17 protein-coding genes and 1 other RNA gene are annotated in these 21,300 nt (G+C 42.4%); 17 read left to right on the top strand and 1 reads right to left on the bottom strand.

The genetic code is table 11. The features are described 5' to 3' along the window. Positions 1-167: 167 nt before the first annotated feature. The 9 genes from DXB54_RS09755 to DXB54_RS09715 all read left to right on the top strand — a co-directional run bounded on the left by DXB54_RS09755 (position 168) and on the right by DXB54_RS09715 (position 11,678). Positions 168-1,568 (top strand): hypothetical protein, encoded by a 1,401-nt coding sequence (locus tag DXB54_RS09755; RefSeq protein ID WP_147361029.1) that lies wholly within the window; start codon positions 168-170, stop codon positions 1,566-1,568. A 212-nt stretch (positions 1,569-1,780) separates the two neighbouring features. Further along, the gene (locus tag DXB54_RS09750; protein ID WP_021938772.1) at positions 1,781-2,752 is read left to right on the top strand and encodes a carbohydrate ABC transporter permease; all 972 of its coding nucleotides are present in this window, start codon (positions 1,781-1,783) and stop codon (positions 2,750-2,752) included. A 12-nt stretch (positions 2,753-2,764) separates the two neighbouring features. Then, on the top strand, positions 2,765-3,646 hold the full coding sequence (locus DXB54_RS09745; protein WP_021938773.1) for a carbohydrate ABC transporter permease: 882 nt from the start codon (positions 2,765-2,767) through the stop codon (positions 3,644-3,646). A 465-nt stretch (positions 3,647-4,111) separates the two neighbouring features. Beyond that, positions 4,112-5,200 carry a peptidylprolyl isomerase gene (locus DXB54_RS09740; RefSeq protein ID WP_118695070.1) on the top strand — a complete coding sequence of 363 codons (1,089 nt, stop codon included), beginning with the start codon at positions 4,112-4,114 and terminating at the stop codon, positions 5,198-5,200. A 633-nt stretch (positions 5,201-5,833) separates the two neighbouring features. Further along, entirely contained in the window at positions 5,834-6,844 is a 1,011-nt protein-coding gene (locus DXB54_RS09735; RefSeq protein WP_118695069.1) for a deoxyguanosinetriphosphate triphosphohydrolase, read from the top strand. Continuing rightward, positions 6,844-8,652, top strand: coding sequence for a DNA primase (dnaG, locus tag DXB54_RS09730; RefSeq protein WP_118695068.1), 1,809 nt, complete (start codon positions 6,844-6,846; stop codon positions 8,650-8,652). Before DXB54_RS09735 ends, dnaG begins: the two co-directional genes overlap by 1 nt. A 71-nt stretch (positions 8,653-8,723) precedes the next feature. Beyond that, the gene (rpoD, locus tag DXB54_RS09725) at positions 8,724-9,854 is read left to right on the top strand and encodes an RNA polymerase sigma factor RpoD (RefSeq protein WP_021938777.1); all 1,131 of its coding nucleotides are present in this window, start codon (positions 8,724-8,726) and stop codon (positions 9,852-9,854) included. A 27-nt stretch (positions 9,855-9,881) separates the two neighbouring features. Next, the gene (locus DXB54_RS09720; RefSeq protein ID WP_118695067.1) at positions 9,882-10,616 is read left to right on the top strand and encodes a class I SAM-dependent methyltransferase; all 735 of its coding nucleotides are present in this window, start codon (positions 9,882-9,884) and stop codon (positions 10,614-10,616) included. Positions 10,617-10,688: 72 nt separating this feature from the next. Then, positions 10,689-11,678: a uridine kinase family protein gene (locus DXB54_RS09715; protein WP_118695066.1), complete on the top strand. Its 990-nt coding sequence runs from the start codon at positions 10,689-10,691 to the stop codon at positions 11,676-11,678. A gap of 118 nt (positions 11,679-11,796) precedes the next feature. On the opposite strand, the gene rnpB is transcribed toward DXB54_RS09715, so the two are convergent. Next, positions 11,797-12,143, bottom strand: an RNA gene (gene rnpB / locus DXB54_RS09710) — RNase P RNA component class A. A 195-nt stretch (positions 12,144-12,338) separates the two neighbouring features. Here rnpB and DXB54_RS09705 point away from each other — a divergent pair. The 8 genes from DXB54_RS09705 to DXB54_RS09670 all read left to right on the top strand — a co-directional run bounded on the left by DXB54_RS09705 (position 12,339) and on the right by DXB54_RS09670 (position 20,995). Then, positions 12,339-13,052, top strand: a complete 714-nt coding sequence (locus DXB54_RS09705; RefSeq protein WP_021938780.1) for a hypothetical protein — start codon at positions 12,339-12,341, stop codon at positions 13,050-13,052. 290 nt (positions 13,053-13,342) lie between these two features. Continuing rightward, entirely contained in the window at positions 13,343-13,885 is a 543-nt protein-coding gene (locus DXB54_RS09700) for a nitroreductase family protein (protein WP_118695065.1), read from the top strand. Between the two features lie 210 nt (positions 13,886-14,095). Continuing rightward, positions 14,096-16,453: a PEP-utilizing enzyme gene (locus DXB54_RS09695; protein ID WP_118695064.1), complete on the top strand. Its 2,358-nt coding sequence runs from the start codon at positions 14,096-14,098 to the stop codon at positions 16,451-16,453. A gap of 48 nt (positions 16,454-16,501) precedes the next feature. Continuing rightward, positions 16,502-17,185, top strand: a complete 684-nt coding sequence (locus DXB54_RS09690) for a gamma-glutamyl-gamma-aminobutyrate hydrolase family protein (protein ID WP_021938783.1) — start codon at positions 16,502-16,504, stop codon at positions 17,183-17,185. Between the two features lie 4 nt (positions 17,186-17,189). Next, the gene (locus DXB54_RS09685; RefSeq protein ID WP_021938784.1) at positions 17,190-17,594 is read left to right on the top strand and encodes a PaaI family thioesterase; all 405 of its coding nucleotides are present in this window, start codon (positions 17,190-17,192) and stop codon (positions 17,592-17,594) included. A gap of 97 nt (positions 17,595-17,691) precedes the next feature. Beyond that, entirely contained in the window at positions 17,692-18,978 is a 1,287-nt protein-coding gene (locus DXB54_RS09680) for a hypothetical protein (RefSeq protein WP_243104790.1), read from the top strand. A gap of 230 nt (positions 18,979-19,208) precedes the next feature. Then, positions 19,209-19,889 carry a PspA/IM30 family protein gene (locus DXB54_RS09675; protein WP_021938786.1) on the top strand — a complete coding sequence of 227 codons (681 nt, stop codon included), beginning with the start codon at positions 19,209-19,211 and terminating at the stop codon, positions 19,887-19,889. Positions 19,890-20,008: 119 nt separating this feature from the next. Beyond that, entirely contained in the window at positions 20,009-20,995 is a 987-nt protein-coding gene (locus DXB54_RS09670) for an SPFH domain-containing protein (RefSeq protein ID WP_021938787.1), read from the top strand. Positions 20,996-21,300 lie beyond the last annotated feature (305 nt).

The following is a 21,300-nucleotide window of genomic DNA, read 5'->3' as shown; positions in this document are numbered from 1 at the left end:
TAATATGTCCTATAATCATCTTGTGTTGACAAGGAGTATTTGTCAATAATATCATAAGTGGGTCATAGCAGATTGAACATTTCGATGTACAACTGAGAAAATAATCTATGACTATAGGCAGTCCGGTGATGACCGGATGCACACATATTTTAAAGGAGGGTTTTTTTGTGAGAAAAATCAAAAAGGCATTGGCTCTTTCATTAGCACTTGCTATGGGATTATCACTTACAGCATGTGGAAGCAAGGAAGAGGCAACAACAGCAGCAACAACAGAGGCAACAACAGAGGCAGCTTCAGAGGCAACAACAGAGGCAGCTTCAGAGGACACATCAGAAGCAGGTGGCTCAGAGGCTACAGGCTTTGATGTATCAGGTATCAATGACAAGGCTATCTACGTTTACTCATGGAATGATGAGTTAGGTAACAGAATTGATACATACTTCAGAACAAAGTACCCAGAGTACTCAGACCTTGTTAAGTATGTAAACCTTAACGTATCAGGTACAGAGTCAGAGTACCCAGCTAAGATCCAGAACGCAGTTGATGACGGAACAGAGTATCCTTCAGTATTCGCTTCAGATGAGTCAGTAATGCTCAGCTACGCTGACAAGGATTTCACAGCTCCTGTATCAGAGGCTGGTATTACAGCTGATATGTACGCTAACGCTTACCAGTACACAGTAGATTTCGCTACAGTTGATGGTAACCTTATGGCTTGTACATGGCAGGCAACACCTGGTGTTCTTCTTTACAACAAGGCTATGGCTGAGGAAGTTCTCGGAACATCAGATCCTGAGAAGGTTCAGGAAATGGTTTCAGACTGGGATGGTTTCTTCGCAGTAGCTGAAAAGATTAAGGCAGCAGGCAAGTACATGGTTTCAGGACCAGACGAGCTTAAGTACCCACTTCTTGCTAACAAGGATTCAGCATGGGTAGTTGATGGCAAGCTTGTAGTTTCAGATTCAGCTAAGACAATGCTCGAGCTTTCAAAGAAGATCTATGATGGCGGATACAGCCAGAATTCATCACAGTGGTCAACAGAGTGGACAGCTAACATGTCAAACGGCACAACATTCTGTTTCTTCGGTACAACTTGGTTCATGGGTGATACAGTATTCGTAACAGAAGACGTTAAGTATCAGGCATGCCCTGGCCCATGTGGTTACTACTGGGGTGGTTCATACCTCTTCTATGGTAAGGATTGTCCAAACCCATCACTTGCAGGTCTCTTAATCTACACATTAACATGTGATACAGATGTTATGTATGACATGGCAGCTAATGGTGATGAGGGATGCCCTAACAACCAGGCAGCAGTTGAAAAGGCTATCGCTGATGGCGTAGGTGCTAATGACAAGCTTGATGGTCAGAACCTTCTTACAACATTCAATGAGGGTGCTAAGACTATCGACATGAGCAAGTCAACAAAGTATGATTCACAGATCAACACCAGCTTATCAACAGTTTCTACATCATACAACACAGGTGAGTATGGTAGCGTTGATGAAGCAATCGCAGCTCTCAAGGCTGACGTTGCAGCTACACTTACAGATGTTACTGTTGAGTAATCAATATAATATCATAAAGTACAGCTTCACAAGCTGAAATTAAGGTTATGCACCGGCCTAGGCCGGTGCATAATTTTAAAAAGTCTGAGATATATCGCTGTTAGGCATTTTACAAAAAGTATTGAATCGGGGTAGGATTTGGTGGTTTTTGTAAAATGTCTGACGGAGGATACGTGAAAAACATATTTTAAGAAAATTGGGGAAGTGAAAACATGAAAAAGAAGACAGTTGAATATGGAAAGTATGGCTATATGTTCATCGCTCCATTCTTTTTGGTATTCTTGATTTTCCAGTTGTATCCACTGATTTACACATTTTACTTAAGCTTTGTTGAGTACAAGATGACCGGTTCAAAGCTTGTAAACGATGGTTTCTGTGGATTCGACAACTATCTTAAGGTGTTGAAGACCAGAGATTTCTTGGCTGGTAAGGACGTTTGGTTCAATACAATTCCTATGAACACAATTAAGAATACATTGATTATCTGGATAATTAACTTTATTCCACAGATTTTATTAGCATTACTTTTATCAGCATGGTTTACAGATACAGTTGTAAAGCTTAAGGGTCAGGGCGCATTCAAGGTTATGATGTTCCTTCCTAATATCATTACAGCTTCATCTATCGCCGTACTGTTCAACAGTTTGTTCGGTAATCAGGGACCTGTAACACTGCTGGTACGAAAGCTGCCGGGGCTGGGTGATTACAGTTTCCTTAACAGCAAGGCCGGAACAATCGGTCTTATAGGCTTCATGCAGTTCTGGATGTGGTATGGAAATACTATGATAGTTCTTATCGCAGGTATTCTTGGTATCAGCCCATCACTTTATGAGGCAGCTATGGTTGACGGAGCTAACAGCAGACAGGAGTTCTTCAAGATCACACTGCCATTGCTTAAGCCAATTCTTCAGTTCTCATTGGTTACATCAGCAATCGGTGGTCTTCAGATGTACGATATTCCAGCGCTGTTCAACGTAAACAATGGTGTTGGTCAGCCGGGACGTGTATCCCATACAGTAACTATGATGATTCGAGAGGTAGCATTCTCACAGAACCCTGACTATGGTTATGCAGGTGCTATTTCAGTAATTCTGTTTATCTGTACTATGATAATTAGTATGATATTCTTTATCGCTACTAAGGACAGACCTGATAAGCAGAAGCATGCAGTGAAGAAAGCGTAGGAGGTGTATGAGATGTCTAGAGCAACAAATACAATAGGCATAGACGAGAGTTATTCAGCTAAGATCAGAGCTAAGAAGATTTTCAGAACGATTATCTGCGTGTTCCTTTGTTTCCTGAGTGTCTTCCCATTCTATGTAATGATTGTTAATGCAACATTGCCATCTGCGAGAATTCAGCAGGGTCTTGCATTTATACCGGGAACAGAGTTCATTAAGAACTTTACGGGTATGATAAGTGAGACAAAAGGTGGTGTAGGTCTTTGGAAGGCTATGGGTAACAGTTTAATTGTAACTGTTCCTGCCACAATTCTTCAGGTGTACTGCGCAACATTAACTGCTTATGGTATTACAGTTTACAATTTCAAGGCAAAGAATGTTGCCTGGTCATTCATCATGGCTATCATGATGATTCCTGCACAGGTTTCAATCATTGGTTTCATGGCATTCATGAAGCAGATTGGTCTTTACGGATCATACTTAACACTTATTATTCCTGCTGCAGCAGCACCTTCAACAGTTTACTTCATGAAGCAGTACATGCAGGGTGCACTTTCAGTTGAGATCATTGAGGCTGCCAGAATCGATGGCTCAAGTGAGTTCTCAACATTCAACAGAATTGCATTACCACTTATGAAGCCGGCTATGGCTACACAGGCTATATTCGCATTCATAGCTTCATGGAACAACCTGTATACACCTACAATGATGATTACAAAGATTAAGAAGTATACACTTCCTATGTTTGTACAGGGACTTAAGTCAGATGCTATCAGAGTAAATTACGGTTATGTATACGTAGGACTTACTCTTACAGTATTACCACTTCTGATCGTATACTTTATACTTTCAAAGTATATCATCGCCGGTGTTGCACTTGGTGGTGTAAAGGAGTAATTGCATATTAGATACATATAAATGTAGATTTGTATGGATATAATAAATAAGACGGCGGAGAGTTTACTCTCCGCTGTTTTATTTATTGTAACGATGTCTGTGACATCGTTACGTTGCAGCAACCCTTGCCGTAGGCAAACTAGAATGTTGCTGCTCTATTTAATGTAACGATGTCTGTGACATCGTTACGTTGCAGCAACCCCCTGCCGTAGGCAAATTAGAATGTTGCTGCTCTATTTATTGTAACGATGTCTGTGACATCGTTACGTTGCAGCAACCCCTTGCCGTAGGTGTACACCTGACTGCGGCTATATAGTGAAAAAACTGTGAAATTCCTTGACGATTAGACCATATTAAACTAGAATTAAGAAGCTGAATGTAGGCTTTGGGTGGATATCTTTTAGCGGATATTATAATTTGCGGAGCTTGGATTTGGTATTATATGTATCAGGAAGGAATAAAGAGATGATAAAAAGAGGATTAAAGAGGCTTCTTGCAGTTGCAGCAGTTGCTTCTATGACAATAGGTCTTGTGGGATGCGGTTCCGGTGACAAGAAGATCACCAAGTATTACAGTGCAGATGAGGCACAGAAAACAAAGGCACTGGTCATTGGCGATTATGACATTACTATGGATGAGATGGCATTATATGCAATGCAGGAGGCTCTTACATATGGTGTTACATCATCAGCACTTAAAGATGACAGTAGTGTAGAGACCAATAAAGGATATGCTCTTTCATTGTTAAGACAGAACAAAATAATCTATAATGTGGCCAAGAACAACAATGTTGAGTTGGATGATGGCGATAATGATTATATAAATAAAAATATAGAGTCATTCAAGGGTAAGATAAGCCAGGAGGTATTGGATGCCTATGGTATCACAGATGAAACCATACAGCGGGTTTTTGAGGAGCAGGCTATGGCTTCAAAGTTCCAGAATGATATAAAGAATGAAATGGGTTCAAAGATCCAGGCTGATCTTGAGAAGCAGTATAAGGACACCGTGTTCACAGATTATTACTATATGCTGTTCCCTACTGTAGAGATAGATGGCGACTCACCTAAGAAAGATTCAGATGGCAACTATGTATATGTATCAGATGACAAGAAGGCTGAGGTGAAGAGCAATGCTGAGGCAGCCATGAAGGAGATTCAGGCTGGAGCATCCTATGAGACCGTTGCGGATAAGTATGGTGTTACAGACTATTCAAGAGACGATACAGGCTATACAGACGGTTATGGTGATGATGAGATTAATAAGATAATGAACAATCTTAAGACGGGTGAGTGTACAGGCCCTATAGAGGATACTCTTGGATATGCCGTTATTGTCATGGTGAATGACAATGATGAAGAGCTCAAGACAAACTTCATATCATATTCGGCACAGAGTACAGAGTCTGATCAGTTTGACAAATTGCAGAGTCAGTGGCTTGCCACTATACCTGTTGATGAAGTAAATGACCTTCAGGGAACCGTATGGGCCGATTTCGATTTCAAGGGACTGGTAAAGAACCTTGAGAATTGCGGAGCTATAACAACAGACTAAAACGGATTTGTAATAATAAAATATTGAATGAATTTTTCTGCGGATAACATACATCGTGGACGTAAGCCTCTTCGGTGTGTGTTGCCGCAGTTTTTGTTATTGTAATGATGTCCGTGGCATGGTTGCTGCTCCACTTATTGTAATGATGTCTGCGACATCGTTACGTTGCAGCAACCCTTGCCGCAGGCAAATAAAAATGGTTGCTGCTCCACTTATTGTAATGATGTCTGCGACATCGTTACGTTGCAGCAACCCTTGCCGCAGGCAAATAAAAATGGTTGCTGCTCCACTTATTGTAATGATGTCTGTGACATCGTTACGTTGCAGCAACCCTTGCCGGAGGCAAATAAAAATGGTTGCTGCTCTACTTATTTACGGTAACGAGGAAGGTAGCGAAATTAAACCCCAAATAATTTCGTAAAATATTTTAAAAAATAAAAAGGATTATGAAAAAAAACAGAGAATAATAAAAATGTAGGCAAAAAATATGCGGCATTGTGCCAAATGAAACATAAAAAGAGCAGCACGACATAATTTTATGGGCTGAGCCAATAGTATATATGTCCGTGTGAGCAGTGTCAATGAGCGTATATGGCTGTGTAAATTGGGTCAACAAGGAGAAAAAAGGTTATTATGACATTTCGTGAAGAACAGGAAATGAGAGAACATGAAATGCTGTCAGAGTATGCAGCATTCAGCGATCAGTCGCAGGGACGTGACGTGTATGAGGAGCCTTGTGACATAAGAACCATATATCAGAGAGACAGGGACCGGATACTTCATTGTAAGTCCTTCAGGAGATTGAAGCATAAGACTCAGGTTTTCCTTACACCGGATGATGATCATTACAGGACAAGACTTACCCACACCCTTGAGGTGGCACAGATTGCCAGAACAATAGCAAGAACTCTTAAACTGAATGAGGATTTGACAGAGGCTATAGCATTGGGGCATGATCTGGGACATACACCATTTGGACATGCCGGTGAGAGAACACTAACCAGATGTAGCGGCAGACCATTTAACCATAATGAACAGAGCGTAAGGATTGTTGAGAAGCTTGAGAATAAGGGAAAGGGACTGAATCTGTCCGTGGAGGTAAGGGACGGCATACTTAATCATAAAACTTCCCTTATGCCTAAGACCTTAGAGGGGCAGGTTGTCCGCATATCAGATAAGATTGCCTATGTTAACCACGATATTGATGATGCCATAAGAGGGAATATATTGAAGGAGTCGGATCTTCCCGAGAATGTTACGGATATTCTGGGACATACCACCAGAGACAGACTTAACTGCCTTATACATGATGCCATAAACAACAGCTGTGGTAAGGAAATCGTATCACTTTCACCTGAAATCAGTGAAGCACTTGGAAATTTAAGGCAATATATGTTTAAGTATCTATATACAAATCCAATAGCCAAGTGCGAGGAGAAGAAAGCCGACATGATGTTGGAGCTTCTGTATAATTACTATATGGAGGATGTCAGCAGGCTTACCAATGAATGTGTTGAGCTGATACTGACAGGAGAAGATCAGAGGACTGTGGTGTGTGATTATATTGCAGGAATGACAGATAATTACGCGACACAGCAGTTTAGAGATATATATGTTCCAAAATCCTGGAAGGGAGGGGCGTAATGTTTTATTCACAGGACTTCATCGAGGAGGTCCGGTCAAGAAATGATATAGTTGATGTTATAGGAAGCTATGTAAGTCTTAAAAAGCAGGGAAGCCAGTATAAGGCGTGCTGTCCGTTCCATCATGAGAAGACACCATCTTTTGGAGTGTCCAGGGACAAGCAGTTGTATCACTGCTTTGGATGTGGAGTAGGCGGCAATGTGTTCACATTTGTCATGGAATATGAGAACTTAGGCTTTTCGGAGGCCATACAGCTTCTTGCCGAGAGAGTGGGTATGCAGGTTCCTAAGATGGAGGGAAGCGAAGAGGACAGAAAACGTGAGCATTACAATGTTCTTCTTAAGGAAATGAACAAGAATGCAGCAGCGTACTTTCATTATATAATGAAGAATAGTGAACACGGTAAGAAAGCTTATGATTACTTTCGGAAAAGAGGACTTACAGATGAGACCATCCGGAAGTTTGGACTGGGCTATGCGGATATCTACAGGGATGACCTGTACAGGTATCTTAAGAAAAAGGGCTACACCGACGGAGAACTTAAGGATTCCGGACTTGTTGAGATAGATGAGAAGAATGGCGGTACGGACAAGTTCTGGAACAGAGCCATGATCCCCATACTTGATATAAATGGCAAGGTTATCGGCTTTGGAGGAAGAGTACTGGGCGATGGAAAGCCTAAGTACATCAACACCAAGGATACCCAGGTGTTTGATAAGAGCCATACTTTGTTTGCTATGAATATAGCAAAACGTAGCAGAAAGGGATATATAATATGCTGCGAGGGATATATGGATGTAATATCCATGCACCAGGCAGGATTTGATAATGCGGTGGCATCCCTTGGTACTGCGTTTACACCGGGACATGCCAACATATTGAAGCGGTATGCAAAGGAGATATATCTGGCGTACGACAGTGATGGGGCAGGCGTTACGGCGACCCTTAGAAATCTTGCCATACTGAGACAATTTGATGTGCCTGTAAGAGTTATAAATATGAAGCCATACAAGGATCCGGACGAGCTTATCCAGGCTCTTGGTACCGAGGGCTTCCAGGAAAGAATAAATAACTCTGAAAGTGGCATAATGTTTGAAGTGAGAATATTGTCGGAGCGCTATGACATGAACGATCCGGAGCAGAAGACCAAATTCCAGAATGAGGTGGCGAAGAGACTTGCTGCCATTGAACAGAAGCTGGAGCGGGACAATTATGTGGACGCGGTTGCGAGGAAATACATGATCGATCGGGAGGCGCTGGCGTCTGTGGTGACAGAATATGGTCTGAAGGGAATTACTGTTTCCGGGGTTGACGCCGGAGGCGGTGCGGAGATCGTTTCAAATAGAGGCAGTGATGAGGACAGAGCTGTTACAGAGATGAAGAAGCGGCGGAAGGAAGGGCTTACCTCCAAGCTGCTGCTTTCCTGGCTTGTCAATAAGCCGGAGCTGTTCGACAGGTTAAACGGCATTATTGATGAGCATTGTTTCGAAGAGGGAATATACAGAAATGTGGCAGCACACCTGTACAAGCAGTACAGGGAGACCGGAAGTGTCAAGCCGGCGGTCATAGTGGATACGTTTTCAGAGATAGAAGAACAACGTCTTGTGGCAGAGATGATGCAGACTGACATCAGGATAGACATGACTGAGGAGGAAGCTTCAAGGGCTCTGACGGATGTGGTGAAGAAAGTAAAATTATCAAGTATAGAAGCAGACAGGGAGGCGGCTATAGCTGCAAATGATATGAAGAGGCTGCAGGAGCTTATACTTGAACAAAATAAAATATCAAAGCTTAAGATCAACATCTGATTATTGGCTTAACAAGTGGACTGAGGTTCTGTAAATGGGCTGATGTCGTATAAACAGGAGGAGTAATAAAAATGGAATCAAAAGAAAACAAGGATGCTATTGAAGAGAAATTTCAGGCGAAGCTTCAGGGACTTCTGGAGATGGCGAAGAAGAAAAAGATGGTGATTGAGGACACGGAGATCATCAATTACTTCAATGACGCAAAGGAAATAGAGCTTAATCTTGAGAGGATGGAACAGATATTTGCTTTCCTTGAGGGAAATAACGTGGATATACTTACAATTACAGATGATGATGGTGACGATGAGATACTTATAAACGATGATATTGAGGAAGACGTTGAGAAGATTGATATATCAGTACCTGACGGCATCAGCATTGAAGATCCTGTAAGAATGTACCTTAAGGAGATCGGTAAGGTGCCTCTTTTAAGTGCTGAGGAAGAGATCGAGCTTGCCAAGAAAATGGAAGAGGGTGATGAGCGTGCAAAGCAGAAGCTTGCCGAGGCTAACCTTCGTCTTGTTGTAAGTATTGCCAAGAGATATGTAGGTCGTGGCATGTTATTTCTTGACCTTATCCAGGAGGGAAATCTTGGTCTTATAAAGGCGGTTGAGAAGTTTGATTACAGAAAGGGATATAAGTTCTCCACATACGCAACATGGTGGATCCGTCAGGCAATAACAAGAGCTATTGCAGACCAGGCAAGAACTATCCGTATCCCTGTTCATATGGTAGAGACCATCAACAAGCTCATCAGAGTCCAGAGACAGCTTCTTCAGGAGCTGGGCAGAGAGCCACAGCCTGAGGAGATTGCCAAGGAGATGGATATACCTGTTGAGAGAGTAAGAGAGATCCTTAAGATATCCCAGGAACCTGTATCTCTTGAAACACCTATCGGTGAGGAGGAGGACAGCCATCTTGGTGACTTCATCCAGGATGATAACGTACCTGTACCTGCAGAGGCTGCAGCATTCCAGCTTTTAAAGGAGCAGCTTGTTGAGGTTCTTGATACTCTTACAGAGAGAGAGAAGAAGGTGCTTACCCTTAGATTCGGTCTTGAGGATGGCCGTGCCAGAACTCTTGAAGAGGTAGGTAAGGAGTTTAAGGTAACCCGTGAGCGTATCAGACAGATCGAGGCAAAGGCTCTGAGAAAGCTCAGACATCCAAGCAGAAGCAGAAAGCTCAGAGACTACATTTACTAAGATAGGACATATAGTAGATTTTAAAATATGGAAAATATAATTGTTTCTGATAGAATGAAGGCAGTTGCGGACATGGTGAACACAGGAAGCAGGGTGTGCGACATAGGCTGTGACCATGCCTTCGTTTCTATTTATTTGATAAAAAATAATACCGCGACATCAGTGATAGCGTCTGATGTAAGAAAGGGTCCCGTGGAGATAGCCGCCAGAAATGTAAAAGCCTATGGCCTTGATGACAGGATACAGGTAAGGATGGCTGATGGTCTCTTGGGGATAACACCGGGAGAAGCAGATACTGCCATCATAGCAGGGATGGGTGGAATGTTGATGATCAAAATATTGGAACAGGGACAGACTGTGGTGAATAGTCTAAAACAGGTTGTGCTGCAGCCCCAGTCTGATGTGCCAAGGGTGAGACATTACATTCATGACATAGGCGGACATATAGTCAGGGAGAAGATGATTTTTGAGGATGGCAAATACTACAACATAATAGATGTTGACCTTACCTGTGACTGTCCGGAGAGTTATGAAGAGGAGATATACTATACATATGGAAAACTCCTTATTCACGGAAAGGATCATATCTTTTGGAATTACATGAAATATCTGAAGAAGCAGAAGAAAAATATTCTGGATGCACTGGCTTTGAAGAATACGGATAAGAGCATTGAAAGAGGCAGGCAGGTTTCCGAAGAAATTCGTGAAATTCAAGAGATTGAAATGAGCTTAAATGGTTCAGGTTATGAAATGGTGGATTGAATAGGTGTGTAACCTGTGGCGTGCTCATAGGTAAGATGATATTTTTAAAACCAATATGAGGTGACGGTTCTGATGTGTGAGAATAATGTAGGTTCCCTTAAGGAAACAGCCAGGGAATGGGCAAAAAAAGTAAATATTGATTCTGTGGAAAAATTAAATGCCGTAGTGAAGAGCGGCCATTTTACTGAACTTATACTCATATGTGAAGCTATGCAGCAAAATTCCATATACGAAATAGCCAAACGTATTGTATCTGAGAACAGAAAGCTGGTGCTGATAGCAGGACCGAGCTCTGCGGGTAAGACTACATTTTCTCAGAGACTGGGCATACAGCTTCGTGCTATGGGGCAGACGCCTCATCCTATAGCGGCAGATAATTTCTTTGTGAACAGGGAGGATAATCCTAAGGACGAAAATGGAAACTATGATTTTGAGTGCATAGAGGCAGTGGATCTTGAGAAGCTTAACAACGATATGCTGGCTCTCTTAAGGGGAGAAACTGTGGAGATACCTAACTTTAACTTTAAGCTTGGAGTGAGGGAATACAACGGAGATTTTCTTTCCATAACTGAAAATGATGTAGTCATAATGGAAGGAATACACGCTTTAAATCCTCAGATGACCTTTAAGCTTGACCAGAGTGATATGTTCAAAATCTATATAAGCCCACTTAACCAGTTATATATTGACGAGGATAATAAAGTCTCAACCATGGACGGACGTCTCATACGAAGGATCGTGAGGGATAACAGACTCAGGGGAAATGACGCTGCCAGTACCATCTCCATGTGGAAAAAGGTAAGAGAGGGCGAAGAGAAGCATATCTTCCCTTATGAAAATCAGGCAAATGTAATGTTTAATTCAGGACTGCTGTATGAATACTCGGTACTTAAGCCATTTGCAATGCCGCTTATATACGAACTTAAATACAATGAAAAATATGCAGAGGTTGCAGGCAGACTTATAAAGCTCATGGATCTCTTTGAGGAAGCCCCTTTAGACATGGTACCATGCAATTCTATAGTGAGAGAATTCGTCGGCGGCGGATGCTTCAGAGTATAAAAAGCTTGATATTTCGGACTGTAAAATCCGGCATAAAAATCTTGATATAAGAATGGAATCGCGTTTAAGACTTTGATAAATTAGTTTAGATAAGTGATTTTTTAGAATTATTTGAAATAATATGAGTTGGACTATAAGCCGGGTTATGTCGTGAGTGATCATCTATCTAGCCTTCGCGTTACCACGAAGTTCAAGCGACCTACCCGAAACACAGCGGGCCGCTGTATGGTTTCAATTCGGTCTTGCTTCGAGTGGGGTTTACAGAGCCTGCTCTGTTACCAGAACAGCGGTGAGCTCTTACCTCGCCTTTCCACCCTTACTTCCCAAGGGGAAGCGGTTTATTTCTGTTGCACTGGCCTGGGAGTTGCCTCCACCGGACGTTATCCGGCACTCTGCCCTGTGAAGCCCGGACTTTCCTCACCTGCATCCTTTCGTTTATGCAGCCGCGATCACTTGTCCAACTCACATCAATACTTATACCAAAATAAAGAATGAAAGTAAAGTCAAAAATAAAAAATAAATGTAGTATTAAAAACCACATTACATAGTTTAAAAAATGATTGATATGCTGCCGCCACCGTGTTATAATGGGCACATAAAGGCAGGCGCATGTGGTATATGCAATATCCTGTGAATGTACGGAATGGAGGCAGTGATAGCATGGAAGACAATCATCTTTTAAACAAAGACTATATAAAGATAAAAAACATGAATATTGTAAGCTATGGCGGCAACCAGACCTGGCTTGAAAGAAAACATTTGTCCAATTACGGCTGCGGTATCGTGGCTATGGCAGATCTTAGTATATATCTGGCGGAACAAAATCCTAACATGATGACTGATGCCATAAGAAAGATAAGCAAGCCTAAGGGATGTTATAACAAGAATGATTACCTGGCATATGTGGAGCTTTTCTATAAGAGGTATGTGCATTTTACCATGCCTACAGGAATCACAGGCTTAGGTATCCAGAATGTCATGAATGTGTATTTTATGCTTCATGATATAGGACTTAAGGCAACCTGGAAGGTATTTCTGTCAAGCACTGAGATGATGAAGGAGATCAGACATCTCATCAGAAAAAACAAGCCGGTTATCTTGTCCATAGGGCCGAATAGTCCAAATGTATGGGGTAAGGAGGGCGTAAAGTTCTACCTCAACAAGGATGGTAAGATGGTGCAGTCCGTCAAGAACAATGTTAAGAGCCATTACGTTGTTGTTACCGGCGTGGAGACTATTGGCAGGGTTGAGTACCTCGTGGTATCTTCCTGGGGCAAGAAATATTATATAAATTACAAGGAGTACAGGGAGTATATCAAGAAGCATGGCAGCTCCCTTACAAGCAGTATTCTTTATATAAAGGGGCTCATTTAAAAAGTAAATAAAACAGGCAAAAAAAGTGTTGTTTAATCAGCGTGTGAATGTTGAGACAGCACTTTTTTTATGTTAAAATATTAAAGGATGTTGCACTTTATTACAGGGCAATACAAGAGGAGGCACTCATGCATTGAAAATGCATACTAAAATGTGCCGATATTTTAATAAAGATTAAATTTTTTAAATACAAGAGGAGGCACCTATGCATTGAAAATGCATACTGGAATGTGCCGACGAAATGCCGCCGAACGAATGTGAGGGGGCAATACTAAAGAGGAGGACAGGTTATGGAGACAGTACAGTGTATCAAAGAAAGAAGAAGCGTAAGAAAGTTTACTGATGAGAAGGTTCCACAGGAGGTTGTTAAGGAGATTGTGGAGCTTGCGAGCTATGCACCATCATGGAAGAACACCCAGACTATACGGTATATGCTGGTTGAAGACAGGGCAATCATAGATAAGATCGCAGCAGAAGGAGTTATGGATTTCGCATTTAACCAGAAGACTCTTTCAAGATGTGGTCAGTTAATGCTTATACTTCAGAAGAACGGTATCTGTGGATATGAAAAGGACGGAAGCTTCTCAACCTCAAAGGAAGAGAACTGGGAGATGTTCGACGCAGGTATCGCAACCCAGACATTCTGCCTTGCAGCTCATGACAAGGGGGTTGGAACAGTAATACTTGGTATATTTGATGACAAGAAGGTAGCAGATATCGTCGGAATACCTGAGGGACAGACAGTTGCTGCACTTGTTCCTATGGGATATCCTGCATTTGCACCGGATATGCCGGCAAGAAAGTCAGTTGATGACATTTTAAGCTTTAAATAATAGAACGTGATAGTTGTGTTGTATAAAAGTTTGATCATGGAGACTTGATCATGGAAGTTCGATCATAGCAGTTTGTAACATGATAGCTTAGGTTATGGTAAAAGCGTTGTTTTGTAATGTTTTTCATCGTAGTAAGTCCCGGGAGGGATTAATATTGAAAGGAAAATATGTCGGCACTCGAAAGGGTTGTGCGATATGGGGGTACAAAAAATGTTTTACACTAAGGCAGATATGCTTAGATTTCTGAGCGATAAGGTGACATTGTCAAGAATTGAACACATTATGACACTTTCGGGAAATGAATATTACAAAGACATGGACAAGGCTGCCGGTGAAGTATGTAAGGAGTTCGCCGGTGGCCTTGTTGTGGTGCGAAGCTCTTCCAGCATGGAGGATGGAGAAAAAAACTCCAATGCGGGACACTTTGATAGTGTTCTTAATGTGGATTCCTCAGATCTGGACAGTGTGAAGTCTGCCATAGAGAGGGTGTTTGCCTCCTATGACAGTGATGTGAATGATGAAGAAGTGCTGATACAGAACCAGGTAAAAGACGCAGTTATTAGCGGTGTGCTGTTCACAAGGGACATAAAGGGGAACAGACCCTACTATGTCATAAACTATGATGACAAGTCCACGGACACGGTTACAGCGGGACTCGGAGGCAGGATATTATATGTATGGCATGAATGCGAAAGCACAAGGCTTAAGGCTCCTTTTGACAGCCTGCTTACTGCTGCAAGGGAGATAGAAGATATACTTCCGGATTATCCACTTGATATAGAATGGGCTGTTGATTCAAAGGGTGAGGTCATAATATTCCAGACAAGACCGTTTGCGGCAGCTATTAATGGTGAGCCGGGGAAGCTTTCGGATGATGAGTGGAAGCAGGCAATTACCGGAGCTGTGAAAAGTTATGAAAGCGTGTGCAATGAGCTGGGAGAGCCGGCAGGAACTATGCTTTCAGATATGGCATTCTGGAATCCGGCGGAGATGATCGGAACAAATCCACATCCCCTTGACTATTCTCTGTATAGGGAGATAATCACAAAACATGCCTTTAATCAGGGACTTAATTATATAGGATATCGTGAGGTTGACGGTGAGCTGATGTACAAGATCGGCAACAAGCCGTATATTTCCCTGAAACAATCCTTTCTTTGTCTGACGCCGGATGATCTGGAGAACAGACTTGTAAGAAAGCTCATGAAGTATTATAACAAAAAGCTTCTTGAAGACAGAACGGCTCATGACAAGATAGAGTTCGAGATTGTATTTTCAAATTATGATTTCACTACCGAGGAGAAGCTGGCAGTCTTAAGGGATGAGGGGTTCACCGAGGAGGAGATAGATGATATCAGAGATGCTCTGTTTAACTTGACAAATAACGCTATTTGTAATTTTAAATTAAACAGGATGAAGGATCTCAGGGCATTAAACGGTCTCAGGGTCCACAGGGAGAACACCAGGAATAACTGGATCATGAGTGAGAGAACCTGCCATACCTCCATAGGCTATTTCGTTGAACTTATTGAGAGCATCAAGCAATATGGCACTCCTAAATTCGCAAGACAGGCAAGACTGGCATTTATATCAAAGGCGCTGTGCAGGTCATTTGTGTCGGCGGGCTATTTCACCTCAGGTGAAATAGATGATTTCATGATGTCTATATATACTGTGGCAGCAGAGTACGACGCAGACTTTCAGGATCTGGTGGACGGACGTATAACCAGAGTAGAATTTGATGAAAGGTATGGACATTTGCGTTCCGGAACATATGATATAACATGTGATACCTACGAGAAGCGTGAGTTTGATATGAACAAGGGAAGTGCAAATGCCAGGAAGCAGAGGCAGCGTCTTGAGACCCTCAAGCACAATCCCCTTAATGTGCTTACCATAATAGACGCTCTTGATAAGCTGGGCTTTTATGTGGATGCCACAGAATTTGTGGAGTTCCTTAAGGAATCCATGGAGGAGAGGGAGTATTTTAAGTTCGAATTTACCAAGTCTTTAAGTCTTGCCCTTGATATTCTGGCAGATCTGGGAGAATATCTGGGTCTTACCAGAGAGGAAATGTCTTACCTTACCTTCAATGATATTGTGAAATGTGCAAATATCCCGGAGGAAGACATTGCTGCTTCCTTCAAGGCTGATATAGATAAGAACAGAAGTGAGTACAGAACCTATTCCGAGCTGGTACTTCCTGACGTTATAGCAGATAAGACGGAGCTGGATGTGGTTCATATCGTCCAGGCAAGACCAAACTTCATTACATCCGATGTGGTTACCGGAGAGGTGGTATGTCTTGAGGATGATAATACCCAGGATGTTGCCGGTAAGATAGTGGTGATCCAAAAGGCTGATCCGGGCTTTGACTGGATATTTGCCAAGGGGATAAAGGGCTTTATAACCAAGTACGGCGGCGTGGCATCCCATATGGCAATAAGATGTGCGGAGTTTAACATACCTGCGGCAATAGGCTGCGGTGATGTGATATACAACAGAGTATGCAGTCAGGACAGGATAATCCTTGATTGCAGAAAAGGAAAGATAGAGATGGTGGACTGATACCTGCAGTTAAATGGGTAAATGTTCAAAATGACGGAGGACTTGATCATGCTTCATGGACTTATAACTCAGAGGGAAGGCCAGAACATGTATGGTAAGACCACAGATGTTCTTGAGGCTGCCTATACAGAATTTTATGAGAGCCTTGGAATCAGGCTGCACCCCGTATCTAATTTTACAAAGGATATTGAGGCAATATTTGATGAGCAGTTTGATGTGCTTATTGTTACGGGGGGAGGAACACTCCATCCGAGACACTATGTGGAGCCTCATAATGCCAAGCTTCAGCCCCACAGGGATGCGGTGGAGGAGAAGCTTATAATGTACTGTGTGAAAAATGAAATCCCTATAATCGGTGTATGCCGTGGTATGCAGCACATAAATGCCCTGTTTGGAGGAAAAATTTCATATTCGGCACCTTTTAAGGTTCCAAGACCCAGAGGTGTGGATCACTATGTGCGTATCGTCAATTCAGACATACGACTCAAGATCAATAATTTCCATAGTGATTGCGTTTATCTTGAAAATTTGTCCACCATGTTTTATCCTATAGTGGTGGATGAGGAAAATGGTTCGGTGGAAGCATTTGTATCTCCGACTATGAGCATACTGGCATTCCAGTGGCACCCGGAAAGGTATTTTGAAACGGAAGAAGGCAGGCTTTTTTCAAGACATCTGATACAGGATTTCCTTGGACTTCCAAGGGATGATAAGAAGCCTGACATAGATTAAGATAATGAAGACATTTGAAGAAATAAGAAGATCGTTAAGAAATGATGGAATGATCGAGGCACTTGGTATAGAATATATGGAAGTGGCTGACGGTCATGCCGTAGGAAGATTAAGGACAGAGACCAGGACTCTCAATCCTTACGGAGGAGTCCATGGCGGCTGTCTGTTTGCATTGGCAGATACCATTGCCGGTGCAGCAGCTATGACCAGGGGAAGATATGTAACAACCGTAAGTGCGTCAGTTGAATATCTTAGCCCGGCGGTGAACACGGAATACATATGGGCATATGCCGCCGAGGTTAAGAACGGTGGCACCATATCGGTTTACGATGTGATGATAAAGAATGACAGAGGCGACAATCTCACCAAGGTTACCCTCAGCTATTTTAGGCTGAGTGCCATAGAGTAGATATTGTCCCCATTATAAGGGGAGTGCCGGGGCAGATGCAGGGCGGCACCCATAGAGAGGATCTATAAGCAACAACAGATCAAGGAGTAGTACTAAAATGGAAAAAAACAGATCAAACAATACGGGAATAAACAGTGGAAGCGCAGGGGCAAGAAGACCTGTGAACAATACAGGAAATGCAAATGTCAGACCTGTGAACAATACAGGAAATGCAAATGTCAGACCTGCGAATAATACAGGCGTGAGACCTTTAAATAATATAGGAAATACAAATGCCAGGCCGGTTAATGCAAAGGCAGGAGCCGGAAAGAAGGGCAATGCTACAGGAGTAGTGAGAACCACAACTCCAAGAAAAGCCAGACAGATTGTTAAGAATCAAGGCATGGAGGACGGCAAAGCCAAACGTCTCTTAGACAGACTTGAGAACATGGTAAATGAAGGTCAGACAGCTTCATTTTCAAATGAAAAGGTGACAGTAAATAAGTCAGATGTATTAGAGATAATTGAGGATCTCAGAAAGACTATAGATATAGAGTTAAAGCACTATCATGAGGTCACGGACAAGAGGGGCAAGATCATAAAGGATGCTAAGAAGGATGCGGAGGAGATCATCGTTGATGCAGAGCAGTCTGCGTCAAGAATAAGGATGAGTAAGCCAAATCCTATCGCACTCCAGAGAGAGGTGAGAAATCTTCCTAAGCAGGACAAGATGGCTCTCCGTACTGCAAATGAGATCTATGCATCAGCAATAATCTACACAAATGAAATGCTTATGGAGATCAATGAGACGGTCCGTAATGCATACAATATGATAAGCACAGAGACTGACAGGGTCCTTGATTCTCTGAGACAGAAGTCAGAGGTTATCGAGAAGGACAAGAATGAGCTTATGGAAGGCCTTATGGATATGAAGAAGCAGGAGAGATATGCGGATATCCTTGATATCAGCCAGCTCCTTGCAAATGAGCTTTACTACGAGAAGAACAAGATCAAGGAAGCGGAGAAGAGAGAGCCTGTTGACGAGTCAGAGATGGTCCAGTGGGAGTTCGACTTTGACGAGAGAGCAGAAAATCCTATAAGGGTCAAGGCTTCAAGGGAGCCTGTAAGAATACCGGCAAGTGAAGAGGATAAGCAGGAAGACAATACGGTGGTTGACTCCGCATTTCAGGTTGCAAATGAAATCTTAAAAGAAAAGAATAAAAAGGGCAGAGCTGCCATAAGTATGGATAGGACACCTGTGAAATTACAGGAAGAGATCACTGACGAGGCTGTTGAGAACATGCCTTTAAAGGCAAGGAAGAGACAGAAGCCGGAGGTAAGGATCAGCGGCGGCGATGTGGGCGGTGATTTTGACGGTCCATTTGATGACGGAGTTGTAGGATAGGTAACTTAAGGTCTGCCGGAAAACACTTTATGACATTTTAAAGGGGAAATATGTGCACTATAAGGGCAAATCGCAAGAATTGCGTTGCCTGAAACCACGGGTTATAGTATAATGTGGATGTGTCGAAAAAAAGATACGGAAAATTATCAACTATATATTGTAAGGGTGACATATCAGTTATTTGCAGAGAGCAAAAATAAATAAGACTGATATCCAGTAGGAGGTATAATATGGGAATTTTAAAGAGATTTAAGGACATTATGGCATCTAATATCAACGCATTACTTGATAAGGCAGAGGATCCTGAGAAGATGATCGATCAGTATCTCAGAGATATCCAGGAGGACTTAAGAAATGTTAAGTCAGAGACAGCTACAGTAATGGCTGAGGAGCAGAGATGTAAGAGACAGTTAGATGAGTGCGACGCAGAGATCGCCAAGATGCAGAATTATGCTGAGAAGGCACTTCTTGCAGGAAATGAAGCAGATGCCATGAAGTTCCTTGAGAAGAAGAACCAGCTCATCCAGAAGCAGGTTCCGTTACAGCAGGCATATGACGCTGCAGCAGCTAATTCAGCTAAGATGAAGCAGCTTCACGACAAGCTCACAAAGGATGTTCAGGATCTTAACAATAGAAGAGACGCTATCAAGGCTAAGGTACAGGTTGCCAAGACTCAGGAGAAGATGAACAAGATGATAGGAAGCGTCGGTGATTCATCAGCATCACTGGCTGCCTTCGACAGAATGGAAGCAAAGGCTAACTCAATGCTTGATAAGGCAAATGCCATGAGCGAGCTCAACTCAATGGGCGGAGATTCAATAGATGATCTTGCAAGCAAGTATGATGAGGCTCCGACAGCAGCAGTTTCAGATGAACTTGCAGCCCTTAAGGCTAAGATGGGATTGTCATAAGGCTATAGGCCCCAGTTACAATGATTGTGTCAAGTTTTCTATGAAAACTTGACATGTAGCGTCAGCCCTCGCCGTAGGCGATTTATTATGGGCTGATGTTCAATTTAGGAGGATTACAAATGGGTTTATTTTCAAATCAGTTTGCCAATGTAGTAGAATGGGAAGAGTACAGAGATGACGTCCTTTTCTGGAAATGGTCTAACAAGGAAATAAAGAAGGATTCAAAGCTTATAATAAAGCCCGGTCAGGACGCAATATTCCTGTACAACGGAGCTGTTGAAGGTATATTCACAGAATCAGGCAGCTATACAATAGAGTCACAGATCATACCGTTCCTGTCCACGCTTAAGGGATTTAAGTTTGGCTTTAATTCAGGAATGAGAGCCGAGGTATTATTTGTAAATACCAAAGAGTTCACCTGCAACTGGGGAACCAGTTCGCCGATAAGACTTCAGGCACAGGGACTTCCGGGAGGACTTCCTGTAAGATCAAACGGTAAGTACTCATTCAAGATCGATGATTACAATGTTCTTATTGAGAAGGTTGCCGGAGTTAAGAAGCAGTATCTTGTAGAGGATGTAAGAGGACGTATAAAGGGAATACTTGACGGACTTCTTATGAAGTGGATCAGCAAGGTTGGCGGCGATGTGTTCAACCTTATGGCACAGGCTACAGAGATCGCAAAGGGAATAAATGAAGACCTTGATATGGAGCTTCGTTCCATAGGTCTTGCAATGACAGATTTCCAGATCAGCGAATTTACATATCCTGAGAATATCACAAAGCGTGCCGATCAGGCAGCAGAGTACACAATGCTTGGTGATATGGGAAGATTTCAGCAGGTTAAGATGGTTGATGCCATGACAGCACCTGGCGGTGGCAATACTTCAATGGGCAATATGGCGAATAACATGGCTGGCTCAATGATGGGTATGCAGATGGGCATGATGATGGCTAACCAGATGGTAAATGGTGTGAATAACATGAACAATGCCGGGGGTAATGCGGTCGCAGGCAATGGAACAGCACCGAAGTTCTGTCCTAATTGCGGAGCAGCAACCAATGGAGCAAAGTTCTGTTCTAATTGTGGAAACAAGCTTATATAAATATGTGGACTGCATTGTTGTAGATATGCCATTTCACGGATTGCTATTTAACGATGTGTCATTGCAGATATAAATATGTTGAACAAAAAATTTTATATATACAGAACATATGTTTTACAAAATAAAGCCGTTGTGGTATCATATCCACAACGGCTTTATGCTGCTATGTAATGAAGACTATGACATCGTTATACTGCAGCAACCTTTGACAGAGGAAGCACCAAGTGTTGAAGACACATTTAAAATGGTGCTGACGAAATGCCGTTACCAAACAGGCAATTTTAATAACTTTTAGGAGAAAGATA

Source organism: Coprococcus sp. OM04-5BH (genome assembly GCF_003482105.1).
Lineage (GTDB): Bacteria > Bacillota > Clostridia > Lachnospirales > Lachnospiraceae > Coprococcus.
Note: the sequence above shows the minus strand (reverse complement) of the source record. Positions and strands in the feature narration are given on the sequence as shown.